General features: G+C 70.1%; 21 protein-coding genes, 1 pseudogene and 1 riboswitch. Of the genes and pseudogenes, 8 read left to right on the forward strand and 14 right to left on the reverse strand.

Annotated elements, in window-relative coordinates; genetic code table 11:
• Nucleotides 1-11 precede the first annotated feature (11 nt).
• The 3 genes and pseudogenes from ribB to ABEA39_RS11690 all read right to left on the reverse strand — a co-directional run.
• A pseudogene (ribB, locus tag ABEA39_RS11680) lies at nucleotides 12-704 on the reverse strand (3,4-dihydroxy-2-butanone-4-phosphate synthase); the annotation flags it as partial.
• Nucleotides 704-1,360, reverse strand: a complete 657-nt coding sequence (locus ABEA39_RS11685) for a riboflavin synthase (protein WP_345376051.1) — start codon at nucleotides 1,358-1,360, stop codon at nucleotides 704-706. The gene ABEA39_RS11685 and the pseudogene ribB, both read right to left, overlap by 1 nt.
• 137 nt (nucleotides 1,361-1,497) lie before the next feature.
• A riboswitch (FMN riboswitch) is annotated at nucleotides 1,498-1,651 on the reverse strand.
• Between the two features lie 126 nt (nucleotides 1,652-1,777).
• Nucleotides 1,778-2,464, reverse strand: a complete 687-nt coding sequence (locus tag ABEA39_RS11690) for a pentapeptide repeat-containing protein (RefSeq protein ID WP_345376052.1) — start codon at nucleotides 2,462-2,464, stop codon at nucleotides 1,778-1,780.
• Between the two features lie 22 nt (nucleotides 2,465-2,486).
• On the opposite strand from ABEA39_RS11690, the gene ABEA39_RS11695 reads away from it, so the two are divergent.
• Nucleotides 2,487-3,377: an aminotransferase class IV gene (locus tag ABEA39_RS11695; RefSeq protein WP_345376053.1), complete on the forward strand. Its 891-nt coding sequence runs from the start codon at nucleotides 2,487-2,489 to the stop codon at nucleotides 3,375-3,377.
• A gap of 40 nt (nucleotides 3,378-3,417) precedes the next feature.
• Here ABEA39_RS11695 and ABEA39_RS11700 read toward each other — a convergent pair whose 3' ends face one another.
• The 3 genes from ABEA39_RS11700 to ABEA39_RS11710 form a co-directional block, all read right to left on the reverse strand.
• Nucleotides 3,418-4,803 carry an L-serine ammonia-lyase gene (locus tag ABEA39_RS11700; protein WP_345376054.1) on the reverse strand — a complete coding sequence of 462 codons (1,386 nt, stop codon included), beginning with the start codon at nucleotides 4,801-4,803 and terminating at the stop codon, nucleotides 3,418-3,420.
• 111 nt (nucleotides 4,804-4,914) lie between these two features.
• Nucleotides 4,915-5,052 (reverse strand): hypothetical protein, encoded by a 138-nt coding sequence (locus ABEA39_RS11705; protein WP_345376055.1) that lies wholly within the window; start codon nucleotides 5,050-5,052, stop codon nucleotides 4,915-4,917.
• A 59-nt stretch (nucleotides 5,053-5,111) separates the two neighbouring features.
• On the reverse strand, nucleotides 5,112-5,852 hold the full coding sequence (locus tag ABEA39_RS11710; RefSeq protein WP_345376056.1) for a GntR family transcriptional regulator: 741 nt from the start codon (nucleotides 5,850-5,852) through the stop codon (nucleotides 5,112-5,114).
• A gap of 229 nt (nucleotides 5,853-6,081) precedes the next feature.
• Between ABEA39_RS11710 and ABEA39_RS11715 the strand changes: the two genes are divergently transcribed.
• From ABEA39_RS11715 to yccX, 4 genes are all read left to right on the forward strand, one after another.
• Complete coding sequence (locus ABEA39_RS11715) at nucleotides 6,082-7,416, forward strand: NtaA/DmoA family FMN-dependent monooxygenase (RefSeq protein WP_345376057.1); 1,335 nt, start codon at nucleotides 6,082-6,084, stop codon at nucleotides 7,414-7,416.
• Between the two features lie 67 nt (nucleotides 7,417-7,483).
• Nucleotides 7,484-8,716 carry a winged helix DNA-binding domain-containing protein gene (locus ABEA39_RS11720; RefSeq protein ID WP_345376058.1) on the forward strand — a complete coding sequence of 411 codons (1,233 nt, stop codon included), beginning with the start codon at nucleotides 7,484-7,486 and terminating at the stop codon, nucleotides 8,714-8,716.
• A 99-nt stretch (nucleotides 8,717-8,815) separates the two neighbouring features.
• Entirely contained in the window at nucleotides 8,816-9,802 is a 987-nt protein-coding gene (locus ABEA39_RS11725) for an aldo/keto reductase (protein ID WP_345376059.1), read from the forward strand.
• Nucleotides 9,803-9,807: 5 nt separating this feature from the next.
• Entirely contained in the window at nucleotides 9,808-10,089 is a 282-nt protein-coding gene (yccX, locus tag ABEA39_RS11730; RefSeq protein WP_345376060.1) for an acylphosphatase, read from the forward strand.
• A 7-nt stretch (nucleotides 10,090-10,096) separates the two neighbouring features.
• Here the strand turns inward: yccX and ABEA39_RS11735 are convergent, their stop codons facing one another.
• Nucleotides 10,097-11,047 (reverse strand): amidohydrolase family protein, encoded by a 951-nt coding sequence (locus ABEA39_RS11735; RefSeq protein ID WP_345376061.1) that lies wholly within the window; start codon nucleotides 11,045-11,047, stop codon nucleotides 10,097-10,099.
• Between the two features lie 22 nt (nucleotides 11,048-11,069).
• Between ABEA39_RS11735 and ABEA39_RS11740 the strand changes: the two genes are divergently transcribed.
• Together ABEA39_RS11740 and ABEA39_RS11745 are read left to right on the forward strand one after the other, a co-directional pair.
• Nucleotides 11,070-11,747 carry a DNA-3-methyladenine glycosylase I gene (locus ABEA39_RS11740; protein ID WP_345376062.1) on the forward strand — a complete coding sequence of 226 codons (678 nt, stop codon included), beginning with the start codon at nucleotides 11,070-11,072 and terminating at the stop codon, nucleotides 11,745-11,747.
• Between the two features lie 10 nt (nucleotides 11,748-11,757).
• Nucleotides 11,758-13,746: an APC family permease gene (locus ABEA39_RS11745; protein ID WP_425556965.1), complete on the forward strand. Its 1,989-nt coding sequence runs from the start codon at nucleotides 11,758-11,760 to the stop codon at nucleotides 13,744-13,746.
• 534 nt (nucleotides 13,747-14,280) lie between these two features.
• On the opposite strand, the gene ABEA39_RS11750 is transcribed toward ABEA39_RS11745, so the two are convergent.
• The 3 genes from ABEA39_RS11750 to ABEA39_RS11760 form a co-directional block, all read right to left on the reverse strand.
• The gene (locus ABEA39_RS11750; RefSeq protein WP_345376063.1) at nucleotides 14,281-14,625 is read right to left on the reverse strand and encodes a hypothetical protein; all 345 of its coding nucleotides are present in this window, start codon (nucleotides 14,623-14,625) and stop codon (nucleotides 14,281-14,283) included.
• A 77-nt stretch (nucleotides 14,626-14,702) separates the two neighbouring features.
• Entirely contained in the window at nucleotides 14,703-16,403 is a 1,701-nt protein-coding gene (locus ABEA39_RS11755; protein ID WP_345376064.1) for a sodium:solute symporter family protein, read from the reverse strand.
• 280 nt (nucleotides 16,404-16,683) lie between these two features.
• Nucleotides 16,684-17,379 (reverse strand): SDR family oxidoreductase, encoded by a 696-nt coding sequence (locus ABEA39_RS11760; protein WP_345376065.1) that lies wholly within the window; start codon nucleotides 17,377-17,379, stop codon nucleotides 16,684-16,686.
• Between the two features lie 184 nt (nucleotides 17,380-17,563).
• On the opposite strand from ABEA39_RS11760, the gene ABEA39_RS11765 reads away from it, so the two are divergent.
• Nucleotides 17,564-17,911 carry a DUF7882 family protein gene (locus tag ABEA39_RS11765; RefSeq protein WP_459076810.1) on the forward strand — a complete coding sequence of 116 codons (348 nt, stop codon included), beginning with the start codon at nucleotides 17,564-17,566 and terminating at the stop codon, nucleotides 17,909-17,911.
• Between the two features lie 193 nt (nucleotides 17,912-18,104).
• Here the strand turns inward: ABEA39_RS11765 and ABEA39_RS11770 are convergent, their stop codons facing one another.
• From ABEA39_RS11770 to ABEA39_RS11785, 4 genes are all read right to left on the reverse strand, one after another.
• The gene (locus tag ABEA39_RS11770) at nucleotides 18,105-19,502 is read right to left on the reverse strand and encodes a glucose-6-phosphate dehydrogenase (protein WP_345376067.1); all 1,398 of its coding nucleotides are present in this window, start codon (nucleotides 19,500-19,502) and stop codon (nucleotides 18,105-18,107) included.
• 10 nt (nucleotides 19,503-19,512) lie between these two features.
• The gene (locus ABEA39_RS11775) at nucleotides 19,513-21,129 is read right to left on the reverse strand and encodes a S53 family peptidase (protein WP_345376068.1); all 1,617 of its coding nucleotides are present in this window, start codon (nucleotides 21,127-21,129) and stop codon (nucleotides 19,513-19,515) included.
• 73 nt (nucleotides 21,130-21,202) lie between these two features.
• Nucleotides 21,203-22,207, reverse strand: coding sequence for an SDR family NAD(P)-dependent oxidoreductase (locus ABEA39_RS11780; protein WP_345376069.1), 1,005 nt, complete (start codon nucleotides 22,205-22,207; stop codon nucleotides 21,203-21,205).
• Nucleotides 22,204-23,358 carry a UDP-N-acetylglucosamine--N-acetylmuramyl-(pentapeptide) pyrophosphoryl-undecaprenol N-acetylglucosamine transferase gene (locus ABEA39_RS11785; protein ID WP_345376070.1) on the reverse strand — a complete coding sequence of 385 codons (1,155 nt, stop codon included), beginning with the start codon at nucleotides 23,356-23,358 and terminating at the stop codon, nucleotides 22,204-22,206. The genes ABEA39_RS11780 and ABEA39_RS11785 overlap by 4 nt, the downstream gene beginning before the upstream one ends.
• Nucleotides 23,359-23,378 lie beyond the last annotated feature (20 nt).

Consider the following 23,378-nt stretch of genomic DNA (forward strand, 5'->3'; position numbering starts at 1 on the left):
GCGGGGACCCCGGAAGCGGGGACGGTGGTGGGGGACGCGACGGAGCCCGAGGGCGCGCCGGCGGGGGATGCGGCTGCCGCATCACGGTCGTTCAGCCACTCGATGAACGCGCCGATCGTGACGACGGGGACGCCTTCGCGCTCTCCGAGGTCGAGGAGCCCGGGCATCCGCATCATCTCGCCGTCGGGGGCGACGATCTCGCTGATCGCGGCCACGGGACGGAGGCCGGCCGCGAGCATGAGGTCGACCGCGGCCTCGGTGTGACCCGAGCGGGCTCGCACCCCGCCCTCGACCGCGCGGAGCGGCAGGATGTGGCCGGGGCGATGGAGGTCGTCGCGGACCGACGCGGGGTCGGCCAGGACGTTCAGCGTGTGGGCGCGATCGTGTGCGCTGATTCCGGTCGTGACGCCTCGGGCGGAGTCGACCGTGACCGTGTAGGCGGTGCCGCGTTCGTCTTCGTTGTGCTCGACCATGGGCGGGAGATCGAGCCGGTCGGCGATCTCGCCGCTGACCGGGGCGCAGACCAGACCGGACGACATGCGCACGAGCCACGCCATCCACTCCTGCGAGGCGAGCTCGCCCGAGAGGATCACGTCGCCCTCGTTCTCGCGCGACTCGTCGTCGGCCACGATGACGGGTCGGCCGAGCCGGAGGTGCTCGAGAACGGTCTCGATGGTGTTGAGGTCGGAAGGAGCGTCGGGCATCAGAGGTCCACCGTCGTGAGAGGCGACGCGTCGAGGGCGGCGGTCGCGACCTCGTCGATGCGGAGCATGCGGCGCACGTGGCGGGCGAGCACGTCGGTCTCGACGTTGATGCGGTCGCCGACGGCCTTGGCGCCGAGCGTGGTGGCGGCGAGGGTCTCGGGGATCAGCGAGACCTCGAACCAGCCTTCGGCGGCGCCCGCCTCGCTGATGTCGCTGACCGTGAGGCTCACGCCCTCGAGCGTGACCGACCCCTTGTCGACCAGGAGCGGCGCGAGTTCGTCGGAGAGGCTGAAACGCAGCCGACGCCAGGCGTCGCCGGGCACGATCTCGAGAAGGGTCGAGGTGCCGTCCACGTGGCCCTGGACGATGTGGCCGCCGAGCCGGTCGCCGACACGGGCGGCCCGCTCGAGGTTGACGGCGGAGCCGGGCGCGAGGTCGCCGATGGTGGACATGACGAGCGTCTGCTTCATGACGTCGGCCGTGAACGACTCGGTGTCGCTGTCGACGACGGTCAGGCAGACTCCGCTGACCGCGATGGAGTCGCCGTGCGCCACCCCGTCGACGGCCAGGGGGCCGTGCACCGTGAGGCGGACGGAGTCGCCGTTGTCGGCGATCCGGTCGACGCGGCCGAGTTCTTCGATGATGCCCGTGAACACTTCAGCTCACCACCCGGGTGGGGGAACCAGGACGAACGTTCGCTGCCATTGCTTTCTCCGGTCTGCTCTTTCTGGAGCTCCGGGGAAGGGTCGGCCGACGGCCGCCGCCCACGCGCGAGGGATGAGAATGCGCCTGGGCACGCGCTGCCTCCTATCCGGACTTTCACCGTCGGCACTGGAATTACACCAGTTCAGCCGGTCTCGACTTCGCGAGACGGATCTCGAGAGGCTTCGACCGGGTCGCGGACTATAACCGCCGGTACAGATTTTCACTGACCCCGGAGCGCGTTGCTATGGATACGACGCTAGCACCGCCGTGTTTCATTCCGCTTACGCGTTTCCACTCGTGACATTGCGCCGCCTCGACACCGCCGCGGTGCCCGGATTACCGGCGATCCGCCGGGGTGACGAGTCGATTCAGACGACGACGATCCCGATTTCCGCCGCCAGCAGCGGCGCCAGCAGCCAGAGCTGCTCGGTGTCGACGACGGCTCCTCGCAACCCGGAGAGCCCCGTGACCGACTCGAAACCGGTGCCGCGGAGATCGACCGAGTCGAGGGATGCACGGGTCACGTCGATCGTTCCGATCCGGCAGTCGACGAACGCCACTCGACGGGCGGTGACCCCGCCGAGATCCAGCTCGCCGATGACGGCCCCCTCGAACACGACGTCCGTCAGCTCGGAGGACCGCAGGTTCAGGTAGTCGATCTTGCCCCCCTCGACGCGGACGGAGTCGAGCTCGGAGTCGAACAGCTCGGCGCTCCCCCACCGCGGCCGTTCGATCCGCACGTCACGCCAGGTGGTGCGCTGGGCCCGCAGTGCCGACGCGAACGGGTCGACGAGCACGGTCTCGACGAACCGGCTGCCACGCAACTTCGTCTCGGTGAGAGTGAGGCCGGTCAGGAGGCACTCGCTGAAGCCCGAGCCCTCGAGGTCGTAGTCCGAGAGGTCGGCGTCGGCGAAGGTCAGGGCGTCGTGCGACTCACGGGACGCGAGCGCCTCGGCGTCTCCCTCCGACAGGTCCTGCAAGTCGACGGTGCCGAGGCGGGGCGCTTCCACTCCACCGGTCGACTTCTTCCTGGACGGGTTCCTCGATGCGGCCATGGCGTAACGGTACCGTCGATGCATGACCGTTCCCGTGCTGCTCGTCCTCGCCCAGTCGACTCCGACCACCGACGGCTCCGCTCCGTCGCCCGCCACGTTCGTCGAGGCCGACCTCGCGGCACCCCAGGTGTCCGTCCTCGACCTCGGCGTCACTCGCGGCGACGGCATCTTCGAGAGCATCGGCGTGGTCGACGGTCGCGCGCAGGCTCTCGAACCGCATCTGAACCGCCTGGCGAAATCAGCGGGGATGCTCGACCTCCCGGCCCCCGACCTCGACCTCTGGCGTGCCGGCGTCCTGCGCAGCATCGAGCTGGCCGGCGACTCGGCGGCGGCCTCCGAGCTCCTCGTCAAACTCGTCCTCACCCGCGGCATCGAGGGCGGCGACGACGTCACCGGCTGGGTGCTCTGCTTCGCCGACGTCTCGCACGTCGACGCCCGCGAGGGGATCTCGGTCGTGACGCTCGACCGCGGCTACCGGTCCGACGTCGCCGAGACCTCGCCCTGGCTGCTCCAGGGTGCGAAGACCCTCTCCTACGCCCTGAACAAGGCCGCCCTCCGCGAGGCCGAACGCCGCGGCGCCGACGACGTCGTCTTCGTCAGCACCGACGGCTTCGTGCTGGAAGGGCCGAACTCGACCGTGATCGCTCTGATCGACGGCGAGTACGTGACGACCCCGTCGTCGCTCGGGGTCCTGGAGGGGACGACCCAGGCCGCGTTCTTCTCCGACGTCGAGGCGCGCGGCGGGCGGGCGTCCTACCGGCCGATCACCGTCGACGAACTCCGAGCGGCCGACGCCCTGTGGCTGGCGTCGAGCGGGCGCCAGATCGCTCCGGTCGTGTCGCTCGACGGAGTGCCCGTGGCGCAGGACCCAGCGTTCACGGCGGCGGCCGAGGAGCGCATGCTCGCCCGCTAGCCGGGCCCGTGCATCCCGCACTCCCGCCCCTCCGTCTCGGTCAGCACTCGATGACGTTGACGGCGAGGCCGGCGGCGCTCGTCTCCTTGTAGTTGTCGGACATGTCGCGGCCGGTCTGACGCATCGTCTCGACCACCGCGTCGAGGCTGACGAAGTGCGAGCCGTCGCCCAGCATCGCCAACCGCGCCGCCGACACCGCCGTGCCCGAGGCGATGGCGTTGCGCTCGATGCAGGGCACCTGGACGAAGCCTCCCACCGGGTCGCAGGTCAGCCCGAGGTGGTGCTCCATCGCGATCTCGGCCGCGTTCTCGATCTGCCGGGGTGTGCCGCCGAGCACGGCGGTGAGCCCCGCCGCCGCCATCGACGACGCCGAGCCGACCTCGCCCTGGCAGCCGGCCTCGGCACCCGAGATCGAGGCGTTCCTCTTGTAGAGCGAGCCGATCACCGCCGCCGTCAGCAGGTAGTCGGTCACGATCGCGTGCCGGGTCACGCCGAGGAAGCGCAGTGCGTACAGACCCACTGCGGGGATGATGCCCGCCGCGCCGTTCGTCGGAGCCGTCACGACCCGTCCGCCGGCCGCGTTCTCCTCGTTCACGGCGAGCGCGAACGCCTGCAGCCACTGGGCCGCGAGGTCGGGCGCCGAGCCGTCGAGGGAGTTCAGCCGGACGGCCACCTCGGACGCGCGACGCGGCACCTTCATCCAGCCGGGCAGCACCCCGCTGGTCGTGAGGCCCGCCTCGACGCTGGCCTCCATGGCCGACCAGCGGGTCTCGAGGCCGTGCTGCACCGCGGCCGAGCCGTGGAGCGCATCCTCGTTGATCCGGGCGACCTCGGCGATGCTCAGATCGCGGCTCTCGCAGAGCGCCAGGAGGTCGTCGGCCGAGTCGAACCCGAGGGGCGCCTCCACCTCGGGCAGGGCCCGGTCGGGCTCGCCCTCGCGCACGACGAAGCCTCCGCCCACCGAGTAGAAGACGTCACGCAGGATGCTCGCCCCCGTGTCGTCGAAGGCCTCGAAGCTCATCGCATTGGGGTGGCGCGCCGGGGTCCCGGACCCTGCGCGCGTCAACGGCGCCAGCCGCAGATCGGCCTCCTCGAACCGGATCGCGTGCTCGCCGAGGAGGTTGAGGCTGCGGCTGTTCTCGACGACCCGGCCGAGCTTCGCCACGACGTGCGGGTCGCAGGTCTCCGGCTCGAGACCAAGGATCCCGGCCAGGACCGCATTCGGGGTGCCGTGGCCGAGGCCGGTCGCGGCGAGGGAGCCGTACAGCACCGCTTCGACCCGGCGGATCCGGGTGAGCTCGCCGGCGGCCTGCAGCCCCAGCAGGAACGTGCGGGCGGCCCGCATCGGCCCGACGGTGTGCGACGAGGAGGGCCCGATGCCGAGGGAGAAGAGGTCGAGGGCGGAGACGTAGCCGGGGGAAACCATGCGACGACGGTACGCCCTCCGCGGGGCGCCCACTCCGCGCATCCCCCGTTTCCGAGCGCGAAAGAAGGGCGGCCCCGGAATCGGTGCCGCCCTTCGGAATCGGGTCGAGCGCTAGCGCTTCTTGACCTTCGAGACCACGTCTTCGCTGTAGTTGCCGGCCGAGCCCTTGGCCTTCTTGTCGGCCCGCTTCTCCTTCAACGAACGGACCGCGACCTTGGCGTTGTCCTTGCGAGCTGATTTCTCTGCCATGGTGGTGCCTCCGATCGGAACCTGCGGCTCCGTGGCGGCTGAGACTACACCAGCGGCCCTCAGAGCAGGGAGGCGGTGGCCTCCAGCCGGACCCGGTCGCCGCGGAACCGGTCGAACACGGTCTCGACGGGGCTGCCGTCGCTGTCGTAGTAGGTCATCTCGCGGACGATCAGCGGCACCCCCTCGGCCACTCCGAGCACGCGCGCGGTGTGGGCGTCGGCGATGTCGCTGCCGACGATCACGAGCACCTCGCCCGGGGTCACGCCGAAGAAGTCGCGCATCACCATCGACATGCGCACGGGGGTCCGGTAGATCTCGAAGTCGAACTCGAGCGCTGCGGAGAAGTAGGCCGTGCGCAGGCCGATGACCTGCCCCTCGGCGCTGAAGGTGTTCTCGATCATCCGGACCGTCTCGTCCTCGAGGTGCAGCCGATCGCGCACCAGCGGGAAGCTCGGCACGAGCCGTTGCTCGAGAACGGTCACGATGACGTGCTCGGTGTCGGTGTGGATGTCGCTGATCGGGAGGGTGACGCCCAGGTCGGTCACCTTCGTGCCCACCCGGCGCTTGCGTTCGACGAAACCCGAGTCGCGCAGCTGGGTGAGGGCGGCCCGCACCGATCCACGACTGGTGTCGAACAACTCCATCAGGTCCTCTTCGGCCAGGGGGTCGTCGGGGGCGAGATGCCCGTCGCGGATGGAGGCGGTGATCAGGTCGCGGACGCGTCGGGCGGAGATCTGTCGCCCGCGAGAGGAGCCACCCTTCGAACGGGGATGCTCGGGCGAGGTCGGGCTGTCGGTCATGTCTGCTCCAGACGGGTCAACGGCCCCTCTGGCCGTCTCGCCTGATTTTACGGCGCGCGCCGACTCCGTCCAGGCGGTCGCGTTACATTCCGCCCGACCTGTTTCTCATCAGCAAAAACGCTGGATCCTGATCGAACGGCTCTCGCGTAATTCAGGAGTTACCGCGCACGTCCGCGCCGGAAATCTGGGTAGGGGACTCTGTGGTGGTCCCCAAGCGAAAGGCTCCACCATGTTCCACCTCTCCTGGTTCCTCGGCGACGGTTTCGGCATCCACCCGTGGAGCGCTGCGAACGGCGACGGCCCGTGGGTCGGCAACAACGTGAACGACTGGATGGAGCCCGACATCTACATCGACCTCGCGACGAGTCTGGAGCGGGCGGGGTTCGACTACATCCTGTTCGAGGACACCTCGATGGTCGAGGACAGCTACAACGGCAGCGCCGACACGTCGCTCCGTCGCGGGCTGATGGCGCCGAAGAACGACCCGATGCCGCTGGTGCCGATCATCACGCGGGCGACGAAGCACATCGGGATCATCCCTACGGTGTCGACGATCCAGTACCCGCCGTACCTGGCCGCGCGTCTCTACACGACCCTCGACCACCTGACCAAGGGACGCGTCGGCATGAACGTCGTGACGAGCGTCACCGACCGGGTGGCCCAGAACTTCGGCTACGAGCGCCACCTCGATCACGACGAGCGCTACCGCATGGCCATGGAGTGGACCGACGTCGTGCTCCAGCTCCAGAACTCGTGGAAGGACGGCGCGATCGTGGCCGATCCCGAGGCCGGGGTCTACGCCGACCACACGAAGGTGCTGCCGATCGACCACAAGGGCGAGTTCTTCTCGTCGCGGGGCCCGCTCAACACGATCCCGGGGCCGCAGCGCACACCGCCGATCTGCTCGGCCGGCTCGTCGGAGGCCGGCCGCGACCTCGCCGCGAAGTACGACGACACGATGATCTCTCTGGTCAAGACGCCGGCGGAGGGCAAGGCCTACCGCGAGGACATGCGCAAGCGCGTCGCCGCCTACGGCCGGAACCCCGACGACGTGAAGTTCCTGTTCCTCGTGTCGCCCACCATCGCCGCGACCGATGCCGAGGCCGCCGCGCAGCTCGAGGCCGCCGCCGCGTGGAAGGCCAGCGACAAGGGCATCGAGTACAACCTGTGGAACATGTCGTACACCTCCGGCGGACGCATCGACTTCGGCGGCATCGACCCCGACACGCTCATCCGCGACATCGATCTGTCCAAGCAGAACGGCGAGCACACGTCGATCCTGAACCTCTTCAAGGGCCACGAGGACAAGACGCTGCGCGAGGTCGTCGCGTCGTCGCACCAGGTGAGCGACATGGGCCTGCACGGCTCCCCCGACACCGTCGCGGAGCGCATGGGCGAGATCATGGACGAGATCGGCGGCGACGGATTCCTCGTCTACATGCCGACCACCCGCATCAACATGGCGATGGTGGCGGACGGTCTGGCTCCGGCCCTGCGCCGTCGTGGACTGATCCGCACCGAGTACACCGGCGCCACGCTGCGGGAGAACCTGCTCGCGTTCTGAGGCCGGGGGTGCCCCGGGCGGGTCCGAGTCTTCTGGCACGGCCCCGGGTGGGTCCTAGTCTTCTGGCATGGCCCCGCCCGACACCCGACTCGCCCGCCGCCGCCTGGTCGCCCAGGGGGTGGCGGGGCCGGACTCGTCGGCTTCCCGCCCCGGCCAGTCACCTACCCGAGCGGATTCCGTCGTCCTAGCGGCCTCGCGGCAGCTCGCCACCCAGGCCCAGGACCTCGCCAGCGGCGTCGGTGCGTTGGCGCTCCGCTCCACCGGTCTCCACGCGGACGTCGAGGCGGCTCTGGACGCCGGGGCGATCGTCCGCTCCTGGCCGATGCGCGGTACGCTCTTCCTCGTCGCCGCGGCCGACGCCCGGTGGCTGACCGAGCTCCTCGCCCCCCGCTCGTACGGGCAGGCGGCGGGGGTCTGGCGCACGGCCGGCCTGGGCGAGCCCGAGTTCGCCCGGGCCGCTTCGATCGCCCGGGACGTCCTCGGCGGCGGCCGCGCCCTGCCTCGCGCCGACGTCTTCGCCGCATTCGAGGCCGGCGGGCTCCCGCTCGGCGGCGGGCGGGGCCCCCTCCTCCTCAAGCGTCTGGCCGGCGACGCCTTGATCGTCCTGGGTCCGCTCGTCGGTGCCCAGCAGGCGGTCGTGCTGCTCGACGACTGGGCGCGGGATGCACGGGCCCGCGATCGTGAGGACGCCCTCCGCGAGCTCGCAGTGCGTTACGTAGCGGGCCACGGTCCGGCGACGGTGCACGACCTCGCCTGGTGGAGCGGACTGACGGTGACCGACGCGCGCCGGGCCGTCGAGCTGGCGGGGGACGCGATCGAGCGGGAGGAGATCGGGGGCGTGACGTTCCTCGTGGCCGCGGCCGGGCATCCCGCGTTCTCGCCGTCGCCTGCGTCGTCGTCGCCGTCTTCGGTCTCGCTGCCGTCTTCGGCCTCGCTGCCGTCTTCGGCCTCGCTGCCGTCTTCGCCGGGGGCTGAGGCCGTCGCTGCACCCGGCGACGTGCGGCTGCTGCCGAGCTTCGACGAACTGCTGCTCGGCTACCGCGACCGATCGGCGTCGATGACACCCGAGACGTTCGCGCGGGTGACGCCGTCGTCGAACGGGCTCTTCTTGCCGGTGGTCACGGTCGACGGCCGGGTCGTCGGGACCTGGCGCCGCACGCTCGTCGGCAGCGCGGCCGTCGAGGTTGCGACGGACCTGTTCGAGCCGGTGTCGGCGGCGGTCGAGACGGCGATCCGCCGCCGCTCGCAGGAGTTCGCGGTGTCGCTGGGGCGCGAGCTCGTCGCGCCGGCGTCCCCGTAGCGCGGCGCCGAGTGGTCGGTTTCGGGGGTGCGCTCGGCGCGGAGTGCCCCGAAACCGACCACTCGGCGGCGCCCGCCGGGGGCGGAGTAGGTTCGGCCCATGAAGCACACCACTCTCGGAAACGTCGACGGCGGCCTCGACGTCGGGCGCATCGGCCTCGGCTGCATGGGCATGTCCGCCTTCTACACCGGCTCCGGCCTGAACGACGACGAGTCGATCCGCGTGATCCACCGCGCCATCGATCTCGGCGTCACCCTCTTCGACACGGCCGACATGTACGGCCCGTTCACCAATGAGAAGCTGCTGGGCCGCGCCCTCGAGGGCAAGCGCGACGGGGTCGTCGTCGCCACCAAGTTCGGCAACGTCACCGACCCCGAGGCGCGCAAGACCCGCGCCGTCGACGGCCGCCCCGAGTACGTCAAGAAGTCGGTCGAGGGCTCGCTCGAGCGCCTCGGCGTCGACTACATCGACCTCTACTACCAGCACCGCGTCGACACCCTCGTGCCGATCGAGGACACCGTCGGCGCCATGGCCGAGCTCGTCGCCGCCGGCAAGGTCCGCCACCTCGGGCTCTCCGAGGCCGCACCGGAGACCATCCGTCGAGCCCACGCCACGCACCCGATCACCGCGCTGCAGACCGAGTACTCGCTCTGGTCGCGCGACCCCGAGGCGGAGATCATCCCGACGGTCCGCGAACTGGGCATCGGCTTCGTCCCGTACTCGCCCCTCGGCCGCGGCTTCCTCACCGGCGCGATCCGCAGTGTCGACGAGCTCGACGAGAACGACTTCCGTCGCTTCAACCCGCGCTTCCAGGGCGACAACCTCGAGGCGAACATCGCGATCGTCACAGCGGTCGACATCATCGCGGCCGACCTCGGCGTCAAGCCCGGGCAGGTCGCACTCGCCTGGCTACTGGCCAAGGGCGACGACATCGTCCCGATCCCCGGCACCAAGCGCCTCCCCTACCTCGAAGAGAACGTGGCGGCCGACGCCGTCGTCCTCGACGCCGACCAGGTGGCGCAGCTCGACGACATCGCCGCTCCTCAGGGCGACCGCTACCCCGACATGTCCACGGTCGACAAGTAAGGCCGATGGAAGACGTGATCCGGCGCCGTGCCATCGTGCACGGCGCCGTCCAGGGGGTCGGCTTCCGCTTCTCGACCGAGGGCGAGGCCGACCGGATCGGTCTCGCCGGCTACGTCCGCAACCGCTTCGACGGCACGGTCGAGGTCGAGGCGGAGGGCGAGCCCCACGACGTCGAGAAGCTGCTCCGGTGGCTCCGCGACGGCGGCCCCTCGTCGGCACGTGTCGAGCGCGTGGACGTCAGCGAGCTCGGGCCGACCGGCGACGCGGGGTTCGAGACCCGCCACTGACCGTCCGCTAGGACGACCGCCCGGTCAGGAGTTGTCGCGGGTTCACCGAAAAGACGGCGTGACTCCACTCACGACCGAACTCGGGGTCGCGCGGCTGGTGGAACGGCCGGTCGGACCCGTGCACGAGCGGACCGAGGCCCACGATCCGGGCCATCGCGTCGATCGCCCGCGGGTCGTACGCGCTCGTCTCGTAGAACACGTTGGGGTCGCTCTTCGGCGCCCCGCGGCTCTTCCGCGACAGGGAGGCGTGGACGAGCGGTGCCAGGCCGGCGAGCGCGATGAACGCGATGCGGAGCGTGGGATGCTGGGCCCGCCCGCCGTCGTTCCAGGTCGTCCACGCCGCCTTGAGTTGTTCGGCCCGCGGGACGGAGTCGATGGCCGGAACCCCGTCGACCGGGGCCGCGACGACGTGACGGGGATGCACGAGCACCGGTTTGCCGGACGCCTCGACGATGCCGAGCACCGGCTCGAGACGCTCCAGCGCACAGGCGTCGCCGAGGCTCGTGGCGGGCATCTGCAGGCCGACCACCCGGTCGTGCTCGAGCACCTCGGCGAGCCCGTCGAGGTCGAACTCAGTCAGCGGGGTGGCGGCCCAGACGCGGAACGGGTCCCCCAGTGCGATGGCCGAGCGATGCCAGACGTCGATCAGGGTGCGGGCGTCGTCGAACGGGAGCTCTTCGACGCGGAGGTTGCCGGGCAGGGAGACGAGCACGTCGCCCTTGCCCTCGTCGAGCTCCTGCTGGCGGCGACGCTCGACGTCGTGCGCCAGCGGGTTGACCGAGTAGGGCGACTCGCCGAGGGTCAGCAGGGTCCAGTCGTCGACGAGCCGCGGGAGCGCGGTGCGGGAGCGCAGGGCCTCGATGAAGGCCGGCGGCAGCAGGTGCTGGTGCAGGTCGATACGGGTGGCCACGGAGCGGGAGAGCCCGGAGAACGGCGCCGCCCCGACCAGATCCGTCATGCGTCCACTCTAGAGTGAGCGGGTGCCGACCGATCATCACGATTCGCCCAGCCCGTCCGACCTGGTGGTGGGGCCGGACGGTCTCGCCCGCCCGCTCTGGGCCGCCGTGCCGGGGCCGATGCAGCTGTACTACGACACCGAGTGGGGCATGCCCGTCCACGACGAGCGGGGCCTGTTCGAGCGGATCAGTCTCGAGGCCTTCCAGTCCGGGCTCTCGTGGTCGACCATCCTGAACAAGCGCGAGGCGTTCCGCACGGCGTTCGCCGACTTCGAGCCGGATGTCGTGGCCCGCTTCGACGACGCCGATCGCGCGCGGTTGATGGCCGACGCCGGCATTGTCCGCAACCGCCTCAAGATCGACGCGACGATCGACAACGCCCGTGCGACCGTGGCCCTGCGCGACGAGGGCGGTCTGGCTGCGTTCGTCTGGTCGTTCAAGCCCGCAGCGACGCCCGAGCCGCGGACGTACGCCGAGGTGCCGACCGCATCCCCCGACTCTCTGGCTCTGTCGAAGGCGCTGAAGGCCCGCGGCTTCCGCTTCGTGGGGCCGACGACGATGTACGCGCTGATGGAGGCGGTCGGGATCGTGGACACCCACCTGATCGACAGCCATCGACGAGGGTCCTCCGGCGTATGGTCGACTTCACCCACCGCCGACGGTTCTCCGACCGGCGTGGCCCCCGCGAGAACGACGGACTGAGAAGGATCGCGTGACCACCACTGACCGCACCGGCGCCACCGATGCTCTCGAGCAGGGCCAGCGACCGAGAGCCCCCCGTCGCACCCTGCGCGCGTGGCTGCTGAACGACCTCGCCGACGACGCCGGTCGCCATCCCGGTCCGCACGCCCGGGCGACCGAGAAGACGCACTCGTGGTGGCGGGTGATGTGCCTGACCGGCGTCGACTACTTCTCCACCCTCGGCTACCAACCCGCCATCGCGGCGGTGGCCGCCGGGCTGCTCTCGCCGTTCGCCACCATCGTGCTCGTGCTGCTCACGCTGCTCGGAGCGCTTCCGGTCTATCGCCGCGTCGCCCGAGAGAGCTTCAAGGGCTCCGGCTCCATCGCGATGCTCGAGCGGCTGCTGCCCTGGTGGGGCGGCAAGCTCTTCGTGCTGATCCTGCTCGGATTCGCCGCGACGGACTTCATGATCACGGTCACCCTGTCGGCGGCCGACGCCTCGGCGCACGCCATCGAGAACCCGTTCGCCCCGGCCTGGTTCCACGGGGCGCAGGTGCCGATCACGCTGTTCCTCATCGCCCTGCTCGCCGTCGTCTTCCTCCGCGGCTTCAAGGAGGCGATCGGGATCGCCGTCGTGCTCGTCGGCGCCTACCTTGTGCTCAACACCGTCGTCATCGTCGTGGCGCTCGTGCGGGTGGCCGCGCACCCGGTACTCGTCGGCGACTGGTGGTCGGCCCTCACGACCGAGCACAGCAATCCGCTGATCATCGTCGGCATCTCGCTGCTGGTCTTCCCCAAGCTCGCGCTCGGGCTGTCCGGGTTCGAGACCGGCGTCGCGGTCATGCCGCAGATCACCGGCGACGAGAGCGACACCCCGGAGAAGCCCCTCGGTCGGATCCGCGGCACCAAGCGCCTCCTCTCCACCGCGGCCATCGTGATGAGCTGCTTCCTCATCACCTCGAGCATCGCGACCACGCTGCTGATCCCGCAGAAGGAGTTCCAGGCGGGCGGCCAGGCCAACGGCCGTGCGCTCGCGTTCCTGGCCCACGAGTACCTCGGCAACGGCTTCGGCACCGTCTACGACGTCTCCACCATCTGCATCCTCTGGTTCGCCGGCGCCTCCGCCATGGCCGGGCTGCTCAACCTCGTGCCGCGCTATCTGCCGCGCTACGGCATGGCGCCGATGTGGGCCGCGGCCGTGCGTCCGCTCGTGCTCGTCTTCACCGCCATCGCCTTCCTGATCACCTTGCTGTTCAAGGCGAACGTCGACGCGCAGGGCGGCGCCTACGCCACCGGGGTGCTGGTGTTGATCACCTCGGCGACCGTGGCCGTCTTCCTGTCCGCGCTGCACAAGCAGCAGCGCAAACGCACGATCGGGTTCGGCGTCGCGGTCGTCGTCTTCGGGTACACGACCGTGCTCAACGTCATCGAGCGCCCGGAAGGCGTGCGGATCGCGGCGCTGTTCATCGTGGGGATCCTGGCCGCAGCCGTCGTGTCGCGCATCCACCGGTCCTTCCAGCTCCGCGCCACCTCCGTGTCGCTCGACGCCCAGGCCCTGGCCTTCGTGACGGAGGACGCCGACGAGAGCGGCAAGATCGTGCTCGTGTCGAACGAGCCCGACGACGGCAGCGCGCACGAGTACAAGCAGAAGGCGGCCGACGAGCGTCGGTACAACGGGATCCCGCAGCGCACGCCGGTCATCTTCGTCGAGGTGTGGCCGGCGGACTCGTCGAACTTCGAGGAGGACCTCGAGGTGCGGGGCGAGCTCGTGCACGGGTACCGGGTGCTGCGGGTGAACAGCGGCAACATCCCGAACACGCTGGCGACGCTCCTGCTCGAGATCCGCGACGTGACCGGGGTCAAGCCCGACATCTACTTCGAGTGGACCGAGGGCAACCCGATCTCGAACATGTTCAAGTTCCTGGTCACGGGGAAGGGCGAGATCGCGCCGGTCACCCGCGAGGTGCTGCGGCGGGCCGAGCCCAGTCGCAAGCGGCGGCCCGACGTGCACGTGAGCTGACGCGGGCGGGAGGGAGGGGCATCCCCCGCCCGCGCTCTCGGTGGTTCGGGTGCGTGGGTGCGGCGGCGCATTCGTGCCGGTGCGGTTGCGGCGGCGCGTTCGTGTCGGTGCGGCTGCGGGGGTGCGGTTGCGGGGGTGCGTTTGCGGGGGTGCGGCTCGTTCGGGTGCTCGCCGACTCCAGAACACGCCGCTCATGTTCGCGCGCGGACGCACCTTCTGGAGTCGCCCGCGCCCCGCCCACCTCGCCGACGCGCCCGACTCCAGAACACGCCGCTCATGTTCGAAGGTGAGCGGCGTGTTCTGGAGTTGCGGCCCCTCGCGCGGACGGCGAGACGACGCGCACCCCCGCGACACGCCGCGACCCCCGGTCGACGAGGGGTCGCGCGAGCCCCCGAGGGTGCGTGTCCGCGGGATAGGGCTGCTGCCCCGCGCAACGAGGGTGCAGGCCCGCGCGACGAGGGTGCAGGCCCGCGCGACCGGAACGCGGGGCCAGGCAGCGACGGGGGATGCACGCGCCGCACGACCTCGGACGGCTCAGCCGACCTCGCGCGCCTCGCCGACGGCCTTCTCGTACTCGACCTGCTCCGCGCTGCCGATGATGTCCTCTTCCGGGACGGGCGCGAGGCGGTCCCAGAGGAAGAAGAGCAGAGCGAGCACGATCATGCCGATGCCGGCCCAGAGGTTGATCGCGATGCCGCCGGTCTGCTTCATGTCGGACGCGTTGTGGACGACGCCGAGGATCGTGCAGATGATTCCGTAGAGCAGGAAGAGTCCGCCGAGGAGACGGCGCAGGTCGAACCGCCGGGTGGAGGCGACGAGGGCTCGGCGCTCGGCGTCGGTCATCGCCCCGGGGGTGCTGGAAGGAGTGGTGTCAGCCATGGACAGGCCTTTCTCGATGACGCAGCGTGATCACGCAGCGCGATGACGCACCGTGATGACGCCGCGCGATGACGCGGCTAGAGGAACGGAAGGTAGAGGACGACGCAGAGGATGAGCGCGACCGTGCCGAGGAGCGCGGGCGACCTATACCAGGCCGTGTCGGAGGCCACTGCATCCATCGACATGTCGATCTTGCCCACGCCGTAGACGAGCCCCTTGAGTTGCGAGACGTCCTTCGGTTTGGTGAAGGTCGAGATGATCACCCCGACCACGATCACCGTGACGAAGGAGATGATCGCGCCGTAGAGGGTCTCGGCCGTTCCCGTCGCGAAGAGCTTCGGGTTGTTGAGATACGAGACCCAGACCACCGTCGGCGCCGCGATGCCGGCGAGGTAGGACCAGAGGGCGGCCGTCGGAGTCATCCGCTTCCAGAGGAGGCCGAGGATGAACACGGCGAAGAGCGGAGCGTTGAAGAACGAGAACAGCGTCTGCATGTAGGTCATGATGTTGCCCGCGCCGGCCGCGATGAAGGCCGTCGCGATGCCGATCAGCACGCCGACGATCGTGACGTAGCGCCCGACGCGGAGGTAGTGCGCGTCGCTCATCTTCGGCTTGATGTAGCGCTGCCAGATGTCGTAGGTGAACACGGTGTTGAAGCTCGAGACGTTGGCCGCCATGCCCGCCATGAACGAGGCGAGGAGGCCGGTGACCGCGACGCCGAGCACACCTTCGGGCAGGTACATCTGGATCAGCTTGGGGATGACGTCGTTGTACGAGAGGTGCGTCGCATCCCCCTGTGCGGCGAGCTGGTTGCCGAGCACCGCAGCACCGATGAGGCCGGGCACGACGACGATGAACGGGATGAACAGCTTCGGGAACGCGGCGACCAACGGAGTGCGGCGAGCGGCCGACATGTTCTTGGCCGAGAAGGCGCGCTGCACCTCGGTGAAGTTCGTGGTCCAGTAGCCGAAGCCCAGCACGAAGCCGAGCCCCAGCACGATGGCCAGCCAGTTGGCGCCGATGGGGTTCGAGACGTTTCCGATGGCGGTTCCGGCCCAGGCCGAGAGGTGCTTGACCGAGCCGGTCTTCGCGAAGGCGTCCTTCAGTCCACCCCAGCCGCCGACGCGGTGGAGCCCGACGATCGTCAGCGGCACGAGGCCGGCGATGATCACGAAGAACTGCATCACCTCGTTGTAGATCGCGCTGGAGAGCCCGCCGAGGGTGATGTAGACGAGCACGAAGGCGGCGGAGACGATGATGGCCACCCACTCGGGCCAGCCGAGCATCGCCTCGATGACGATGGCCATGGCGTAGAGGTTGATGCCGGCGATCAGCACGTTCGAAATCGCGAAGGCCAGCGAGTTCACCAGGTGCGGCGCCTTGCCGAACCGGCGCAGCATGAACTCAGGGATGCTCCGCACCTTCGACCCGTAGTAGAAGGGCATCATCACGAGGCCGAGGAACACCATCGCGGGCACGGCGCCGACGAGATAGTAGTGGAGGGTCGCGACGCCGATCTGCGCGCCGTTGGCGGCCATGCCGAGGATCTCGGTCGCGCCCAGGTTGGCGGAGACGAAGGCCAGGCCGGTGATCCAGGCGGGCATCGAACGCCCCGACAGGAAGAAGTCCATCGAGGTCTTGACCCGGCTCCGGGCGATGAACCCGATCGAGATCACCACCCCGAAGTAGACGATCAGCATCAGGTAGTCGACCCAGCTCAGGTTGAGCCTGATGCTGATGTCGGTGGCGGCTGCCAGGGAAGTCGGGGGAAGTAGCACGCGTATCTCTCCAGTGTCGAACGACGTCGGTCGCAGAATCCGCCGTTGCATATCGCAACAGGCGAGTTCCGAACGAGGACGCTACTCCCCTGGGAATCGATTGCGCGAATGCCATCGAGATGATGTACCTTCCTCACCGACAACGATGTCAGGTGGAGCCGCTCGGCGTCGTGTCCGATCCCTGCCCCCGCGTGATCGGACGCGGAGCGGGCGGCCCCGCCGTCGTCGTCGAGGCGGCCAGACGCCCCAGCGTCAGCGCCGCAGTGTCAGCGCCCCAGCGTCAGCGCCGCAGCGGTCGCACCGAGATCGACTCCGCGACCGCCGTGTGCGGCAGGTCCACGACCAGTCGGACGGCGTCGGCGATGTCCTGCGCCCCGAGGTACTGCGTGGCGTCGTACGTGCCGTTCTGAGCGGCGACGAGCTCGTGCTGCATGTCCGTGTCGACGCGGCCGGGATGCACGGAACTAACCCGCACCCCGTTCGCCCGCTCCTCCTCCCGCAGGCCGTCCGCGAGCGCTCGCAGCGCGAACTTGCTCGCGGCGTAGAGGCCGCCCGCTGCCGAACTCGTGAATCCCGAGCCGCTGTTGATCAGGATCACCGTGCCCTCGGCCCGCCGGAGCGCGGGCAGCGCCAACCGCGTCACCTCAGCCACCGCCACGACGTTGATCTCGAGCACCCGGCGCCACTCGGCCCGGTCGGTCTTCTCCACCGTCGTGCCGCCGAGCACTCCGGCCGAGTGCACCAGGACGTCGAGCCGATCGAGCCCGGCGGCGAACGAACCGAGGTCGTCGTCGTGCTCGAGGTCGGCCACCCAGGTCTCGGCCGACGGCAGCTGGGCCGCCAGTTCGTCGAGGGCGGCGGCGCTCCGACCACCGAGGATCACGTGGTGGGTCGAGCCGAGCTCGAGGGCGATGGCGCGCCCGATTCCACGGGTGGCACCGGTGACGAGGGCTGTCGGACGAGTCGAGGCGTGCATCCCACGATCGTCGCATGTCTCGAGGGCGAGCCGGGGGATGCCCGGGCCCGACCCCCGGCATGGCCCGGGCTCGGCAGCTGCGCACTACCAGCGCGCGCTGGGCCCAGTCAAGGGGGCTACGGCGACTCGCTCGGCCCCGTATCCTCACGAGGTCAGATCCGCGTCATGGAGGGGAAGCAGCACCATCGGCACCTTCGTCTACGGCTCCGTGCCGCTCGAGGTCCATCTCGACGACAGGACCCTCGCCCACCTCCAGATCGTGATCGTCTCCAAGCTCCGTCGCCGCGAATCCTTCGTGTTCTCGTGGCGCGAGGACATGTCGGGCGCCGAGGGGCGCGTGAGCGTCTGGATCCACCCCGACTGCGACCTGGCGTTCCGCTTCGCCGGCAGCCGCACGCCGTCGGTCAACCGCTCCTGGGTCGCTCAGCTGACCGAGCTCGCCAACAGCGGCTCGGGGCTCTGGATCGTGCCCGAGCCGGCCGCCGCCGGCGCTGGTGCCGGTGCTGGTGGGGACGCGCCCGACGCCTCCTGACCGGCGCGGGCACGGCCGACTCCAGAACACGCCGCTCATGTTCGGCTCGACCCGCATCTTCTGGAGCCGCGCCGCGTCGAGTTCGGCGGCGACTCCAGGAACGGCGTGCCTGACGAAAGCTGAGCGGCGTGTTCTGGAGTCCACGGGAGGCCGTGGACTGCGACGACCGATGCGGCAACGGCAGGTGAGGACGCTACTCCGCCGGAGCCGACTCGGCGAGCCCCGACGGCCACGACCCCGGCCCGTCGCTGCCGGCCGGGTAGTCGTCGAGGGAGACCTCGCCGGACTTCCACGCCGCGAGCACGGGAGCCACGATCCGCCAGCCCTCGACCGCCGAGTCGCCGCGCACCGACAGGGCGGAATCGCCGTCGAGGATGCCCTGCAGCACTTCGCCGTAGGCCTCCAGGTCGCCGGGATTGAACTCGGCCTTCAGCTCGGCACGGTCGATGACGTAGGGGTCGCCCGGCCCGTTCACGTTGATCTCGAGCGACATCTCGTCGGGGGCGATGCAGATGCGGAGCCGGTCGGGGGCCTTGAGGGTGTGGAACTCGGGAGGGACGTGACTCGGCGCCTTGAAGGTCACGATGATCTCGCGCCGGTGGGAGGCCAGGGCTTTGCCCGACCGCAGCATGATGGGGACGCCGGCCCAGCGCATGTTGCGCACCTCGACGACGACCTCGGCCAGGGTCTCGGTCTCGTGCGACGGATCGACGCCCTCTTCGTCGACGTAGGCCGGAAGCGACCGGCCGTCGATGGTGCCCGCGGTGTAGCGGGCCCGGCGACTCGTCTTCGGGTCGTCCTTCCAGAGGCGGGTGGCTCGGAGGGCGAGCTGCTTCTGGTCGCGGACGTCGACGGCGGCCAGCGTTGCCGGCGCCTCCATGACGAGGACCGCCATGACCTGAAGCAGGTGGCTCTGGATCATGTCGACCAGGGCGCCCGCGTGGTCGTAGTAGCGGGCGCGGTTCTCGAGACCCAACTGCTCGTCGTAGACGATCTCGATGTTCTCGACGTCGCGGTTCGACAGCATGGGTTCGATGAGCCGGTTGGCGAAGCGCAGCCCGAGCAGGTTGAGCACGGTGGCGCGACCGAGGAAGTGGTCGACCCGATGGATCTGTTTCTCGGGCACGACCCGCAGGAGGAGCTCGTTGAGGGCCTCGGCCGACTTCTCGTCGGTGCCGAACGGCTTCTCCAGAGCGAGCGCGAGACCGGCGGGGAGGTCCATCGTCGCCAGCACCTCGCAGGCCTTCTCCGTCACGGCCGGGGGCAGGGCGAAGTACAAAGCGGGGGCCTCGTCGCTCGCGTCGAGGAGCTCCTGCAGATCGGCCTGGCTCGTGACGTCGGCGGTGAGGTAGACCGTGGATTCGAGCAGCGCGTCGACGGCGGGACCCGACGCGTTCTCGCTGTCGAAGGAGGCCTTGACCCGCGCCTTCCATTCGGCGTCGGTGTAAGTCTCGACGCCGGCGCCGATCAACTGGACCCGCCTCGACGGCTCGTGGGTGAGGAGGCCGCCGAGGCCGGGCATCAGGAGACGGGAGGCCAGGTCGCCGCTGGCCCCGAGGATGACGAGGCTCGAGTTCTGGGAGGAGGTCATGCCACGGATGCTAGGCCTCGGGTGCCGCCGAGGCCCGGAGGGCGGTCAGAAGGGCTTCGCCGTTCGGCGACCCGAGACCTGTGCAGGCGTCCCACCCGGGGCCGGCCGAGTAGCTGCCGTTGGTGCCCTTCGTGATGTCGTGGAAGCTCGTCGCGGCCGCGTAGAGCTTCGGCTGGGCCAGGCCGAGAGGCGAGCCCGTGGCCTGCACGAGTCGAGCCACGAGGGCCGCCCAGAGCGGAGCGACGGCGCTGGTGCCGCCGATGACCGTGCGCTGGCCGTCGACCAGCACCTCGTACCCGGTGGCCGGGTCGGCGTTGCCTGCCACGTCGGGGACTCCGCGGCCGCCACCCGCCGCGGGGGCGGCCGGCACGCCGACGCCGGTCTGGTAGCTCGGCAGGGCGAAGGCGTCGCTCACACCGCCGCCCGTCGCGCCGCGGCCGGAACCGTTGTTCCAGACGGTCTCGGAGCCGATCGTGCCGGACGACGCCTGCAGGCTGGTGCCTCCGCAGGCGAGGACGTTCGGGCTCGACGCGGGGAAGTCGACGTGGCTCTTGCCGTCGGTCGCCCCGTCGGAGCTGCCGTTGTCGCCGGCCGCCGCAGTGACGGTGACGCCGAGGGCCGCCGCGTCGACCAGGGCCTCGTCGAAAGCCTGGCGCGCCTGTGCCGTCCACTGGTCTTCGCTCTGACCCCAGCTGATGCTGATCGAGGCGGGTGTCGGCGTCGCGTGGGCCGCCGTCGCGACGGCGTCGACGAACCCGGCGTCGGTGTTGGGAGCGAAGTAGACGACGATCGACGCCTTCGGGCTGAGCGCCCCGACGACCTCGATGTCGAGGAGGACCTCGCCGTCGGCTCCCGAAGGGTCTTGCCCCGGGGCGTTCTTCGCCCCGTCGACCCCGACGGCCGTGACCTTCGGCGAGCCGACGCCGAGGCCGCCGAAGTAGGCGTCGAGATCGGACTGGCCGAAGCCGCCGCCCAACTCGACGATCGCGACCGTCTGCCCCGAGCCGTCGGTGCCGGCCGGGAACGCGTAGATCTCGCCGAGCTGCACCGGGGTGTACCTGACCGACGTCGACGCAGCCGCGGGCGCGATCCGGAACTGGGCCCGCGCCTGGGGCCGGTCGTCGAGGCCGAGCACGGCCGTGACGACTCCGTCGAGAGAGCGGGGGATGCTCAGCCCGCCCGATCGCTGACGGTGCTGCACCCGCGGTGCCTCCGCCGCCTCCTCGCCGCCGTGCTCGCCCACGAGTGGAGCCTCGCTCGTCACGGACTCGAGCGACGTGCCGAAGATTGCGGAGACGGTACTCATCGGGCCGGTGACCCGGACGCGCCGCGACGGGGCGTCCGCCTCGTCGACGGTCAGGCCCAAGCCTTCGAGCGTGGCGGTGACCAGGTCGAGATCGGCCTGCGAGGCGCCGTGATCGCGGAGATAGGCCTCGCGATCGACGGCACCGCCCCGGAGGACGGCCGGGTCGACGGCGTTCTGGCGACGGAGCACCAGGGTCGCCGAGACGTCGGCGTGCTGCGCGAGGGGCTCGGCAGCGGGCGCCGCCCCCGGGGCGGGCGGACGCTCGCTGCCGGCCAGCGGAACGAGTTCGAGGTGCGAGAGGTCGGGGCTCGAGGAAGTCATGAGACGTGTCTACTCCCGGCCTCCGACAGTCCCTTCCTGCGAGCCCGCTCCATGACACGCCTCGGCGGTCCCTTCAGACCGCGTAGGCCGATGCTGTCGGAGGCTTCGACAGGATCCAGCGCCAGGTGCGCTCGAGCCCTTCCTCGAGTCCCACCTCGGGCTGCCACCCTGCGATCCTCTGCGCCAGGCGGTTGTCCGACAGAAGGCGGTCGACCTCGCTGCCCTCGGGCCGGAGCCGGGTCTCGTCGACGACGATTCGCGCATCGCTTCCCGTCATTTCGATGAGCTTCTCAGCGAGTGGCCCGATGGCGATCTCGCGTCCTGTGCCCAGATTCACGGCCCGACCCAGGGCGGCGTCGGACGCTCCAACAGCGAGGAACCCCCGCGCGGTGTCCGTCGAATAGGTGAAGTCGCGCGTGGTTGTCAGCGCTCCCAGTCGGATCTCCTCCGCTCCAGCCCGGAGCTGGGTCAGGATGGCGGGGATCACGGCGCGAGGCGACTGCCGCGGGCCGTAGGTATTGAACGGACGACAGACGGCGACCGGAGTCTCGAAGCTGTGCCAGTACGACAGGGCCAGCGCGTCTGCGGCGATCTTGGAGGCGGAGTAGGGCGATTGCGGCTGGAGGACGTGATCCTCGCCGATAGGGACGCTGCGCGCGCTGCCGTATACCTCTGACGTCGACGTGTGGACGAGTCGCGCCCCATGCCTCCGACACGCTGCCGCCACATGATGAGTTCCCACCACGTTCGTCTGGACGTAGGAGTCGGGTGCCTCGTAGCTGTAGGGAATGCCGACCAGGGCGGCGAGGTGGAACACCGTCGAGACGCCGTCGACGGCGGTATCGACGACCTGGGGGTCCCGGACGTCGCCGACGAGCATCCTCACCCGAGGGTTGTCCCTGTGGCGAGCCAGGTACCCGGCTTCGGCGTAGGGCTTGTAGTGGCAGAGTGCCCGGACGCTCGCGCCCGCCGCCAGGAGTTCGTCGACGAGAGTCGAGCCGATGAAGCCCTCCGCTCCGGTGAGCAGGACGGTCGAGCCGGAATAGTGGTCGATGAAGTGGGGGGCCGACACGGTCATCGGGTTTCCTTTCGTGACAGGACGATTCCGCGACGTGCGGAGGCGAGGTCGATTGCCCAGCGCGCCAAACGCTCGGCTGCTCCGGTATGGGGCGAGTTCGACGGCGGGGGCGTGCGGGACGACGCGAAGAGGCGGTCCAGGGAGGCGGCGAGGCGTTCGGCCGAGAGTTCGTGATCGGGGATCAGGACGCCCTGGCCGGCATCGGTGAGGAGACGGGCATTCCAGGTCTGATGGTCGCCCGGCGCATGGGGGTAAGGAACCAGCACGGCCGGCGTGCCCGACTGCTGCAGTTCCGCCACCGTCGCGGAACCGGCTCGGACCACGACGGCGTCGGCAGCCGCATAGGCGAAGTCCATCCGATCGATGAATTCGACGGCCGTGGCGATCCGCTCCCCGCCCTCGCGTTCCAGTCGGTCGACGACTGCGGCAGAGCCACCCGATCTCGTCTTCACGAGAAGACGGACGTCGTTTCGGTCCTTCCAGAGGAAGGCGAGCTGCACCGCCGCCTCGTCGAGACTCGCCGCCCCCTGGCTACCGCCGCTCACCACGACCAGCCGCTGTCCGTCGGACATACCGAAGTGCTCGCGGGCACGCGCCCGATCGACGTCCGCTCCCTCGATGGACCGATCGAGAGGCACACCGACGTGCCTGACTTCGCAGGCTCGACACCACCGACTCGATTCCGTGGGGAAACCCGTCGCGACGTGGGCTACGAACCGGGCTGCCAGCGCATTGGCCCGACCCGGAACCGCGTTGGATTCGTGGACGAGGCAGGGCAGCCCGAGGGAGCGGGCCGCGAGGACGACGGGGATGCTCGGATATCCGCCCATGCCGATCACGACGTCGACCGAATCCCTCGTCAAATGCCGACGAGCCACGAGGATGCTCCGGCCCAGGTGCCAGGGAAACGCCCCGCGTGACGCCCCCCGGCTGCGGACGAACGGGCGCATGGGCACGGTGTCGAGCGGGTAGCCGCCTCGCGGGACGAGGATCGTCTCCAGGCCTCGTGCCGTGCCCGAGAAGCTGACGACGGCGTCCGGGACGAGCATCCTGATCGCATCGGCCGTCGCCAGACCGGGATAGATGTGGCCGCCGGTGCCCCCGGCGCCGATGACGACGCGGAGGGGGCGGCGGGAATGACTTTCTTCCATATGCCGACACTGCCGGGCGA

Source organism: Frondihabitans cladoniiphilus (assembly GCF_039544345.1).
Taxonomy (GTDB): Bacteria; Actinomycetota; Actinomycetes; order Actinomycetales; family Microbacteriaceae; genus Frondihabitans; species Frondihabitans cladoniiphilus.

Excerpts from the sequence above, each read along its gene's own strand:
- ABEA39_RS11785 (WP_345376070.1), bottom strand. The coding sequence starts at position 23,358 with ATGGAAGAAAGTCATTCCCGCCGCCCCCTCCGCGTCGTCATCGGCGCC.
- ABEA39_RS11750 (WP_345376063.1), bottom strand. The coding sequence starts at position 14,625 with ATGGCTGACACCACTCCTTCCAGCACCCCCGGGGCGATGACCGACGCC.
- ABEA39_RS11705 (WP_345376055.1), bottom strand. The coding sequence starts at position 5,052 with ATGGCAGAGAAATCAGCTCGCAAGGACAACGCCAAGGTCGCGGTCCGT.
- ABEA39_RS11700 (WP_345376054.1), bottom strand. The coding sequence starts at position 4,803 with ATGGTTTCCCCCGGCTACGTCTCCGCCCTCGACCTCTTCTCCCTCGGC.
- ABEA39_RS11775 (WP_345376068.1), bottom strand. The coding sequence starts at position 21,129 with ATGACTTCCTCGAGCCCCGACCTCTCGCACCTCGAACTCGTTCCGCTG.
- yccX (WP_345376060.1), top strand. The coding sequence starts at position 9,808 with ATGGAAGACGTGATCCGGCGCCGTGCCATCGTGCACGGCGCCGTCCAG.
- ABEA39_RS11780 (WP_345376069.1), bottom strand. The coding sequence starts at position 22,207 with ATGACCGTGTCGGCCCCCCACTTCATCGACCACTATTCCGGCTCGACC.
- ABEA39_RS11720 (WP_345376058.1), top strand. The coding sequence starts at position 7,484 with ATGGCCCCGCCCGACACCCGACTCGCCCGCCGCCGCCTGGTCGCCCAG.
- ABEA39_RS11735 (WP_345376061.1), bottom strand. The coding sequence starts at position 11,047 with ATGACGGATCTGGTCGGGGCGGCGCCGTTCTCCGGGCTCTCCCGCTCC.
- ABEA39_RS11760 (WP_345376065.1), bottom strand. The coding sequence starts at position 17,379 with ATGCACGCCTCGACTCGTCCGACAGCCCTCGTCACCGGTGCCACCCGT.
- ABEA39_RS11710 (WP_345376056.1), bottom strand. The coding sequence starts at position 5,852 with ATGACCGACAGCCCGACCTCGCCCGAGCATCCCCGTTCGAAGGGTGGC.
- ABEA39_RS11715 (WP_345376057.1), top strand. The coding sequence starts at position 6,082 with ATGTTCCACCTCTCCTGGTTCCTCGGCGACGGTTTCGGCATCCACCCG.
- ABEA39_RS11770 (WP_345376067.1), bottom strand. The coding sequence starts at position 19,502 with ATGACCTCCTCCCAGAACTCGAGCCTCGTCATCCTCGGGGCCAGCGGC.
- ABEA39_RS11725 (WP_345376059.1), top strand. The coding sequence starts at position 8,816 with ATGAAGCACACCACTCTCGGAAACGTCGACGGCGGCCTCGACGTCGGG.
- ABEA39_RS11690 (WP_345376052.1), bottom strand. The coding sequence starts at position 2,464 with ATGGCCGCATCGAGGAACCCGTCCAGGAAGAAGTCGACCGGTGGAGTG.
- ABEA39_RS11695 (WP_345376053.1), top strand. The coding sequence starts at position 2,487 with ATGACCGTTCCCGTGCTGCTCGTCCTCGCCCAGTCGACTCCGACCACC.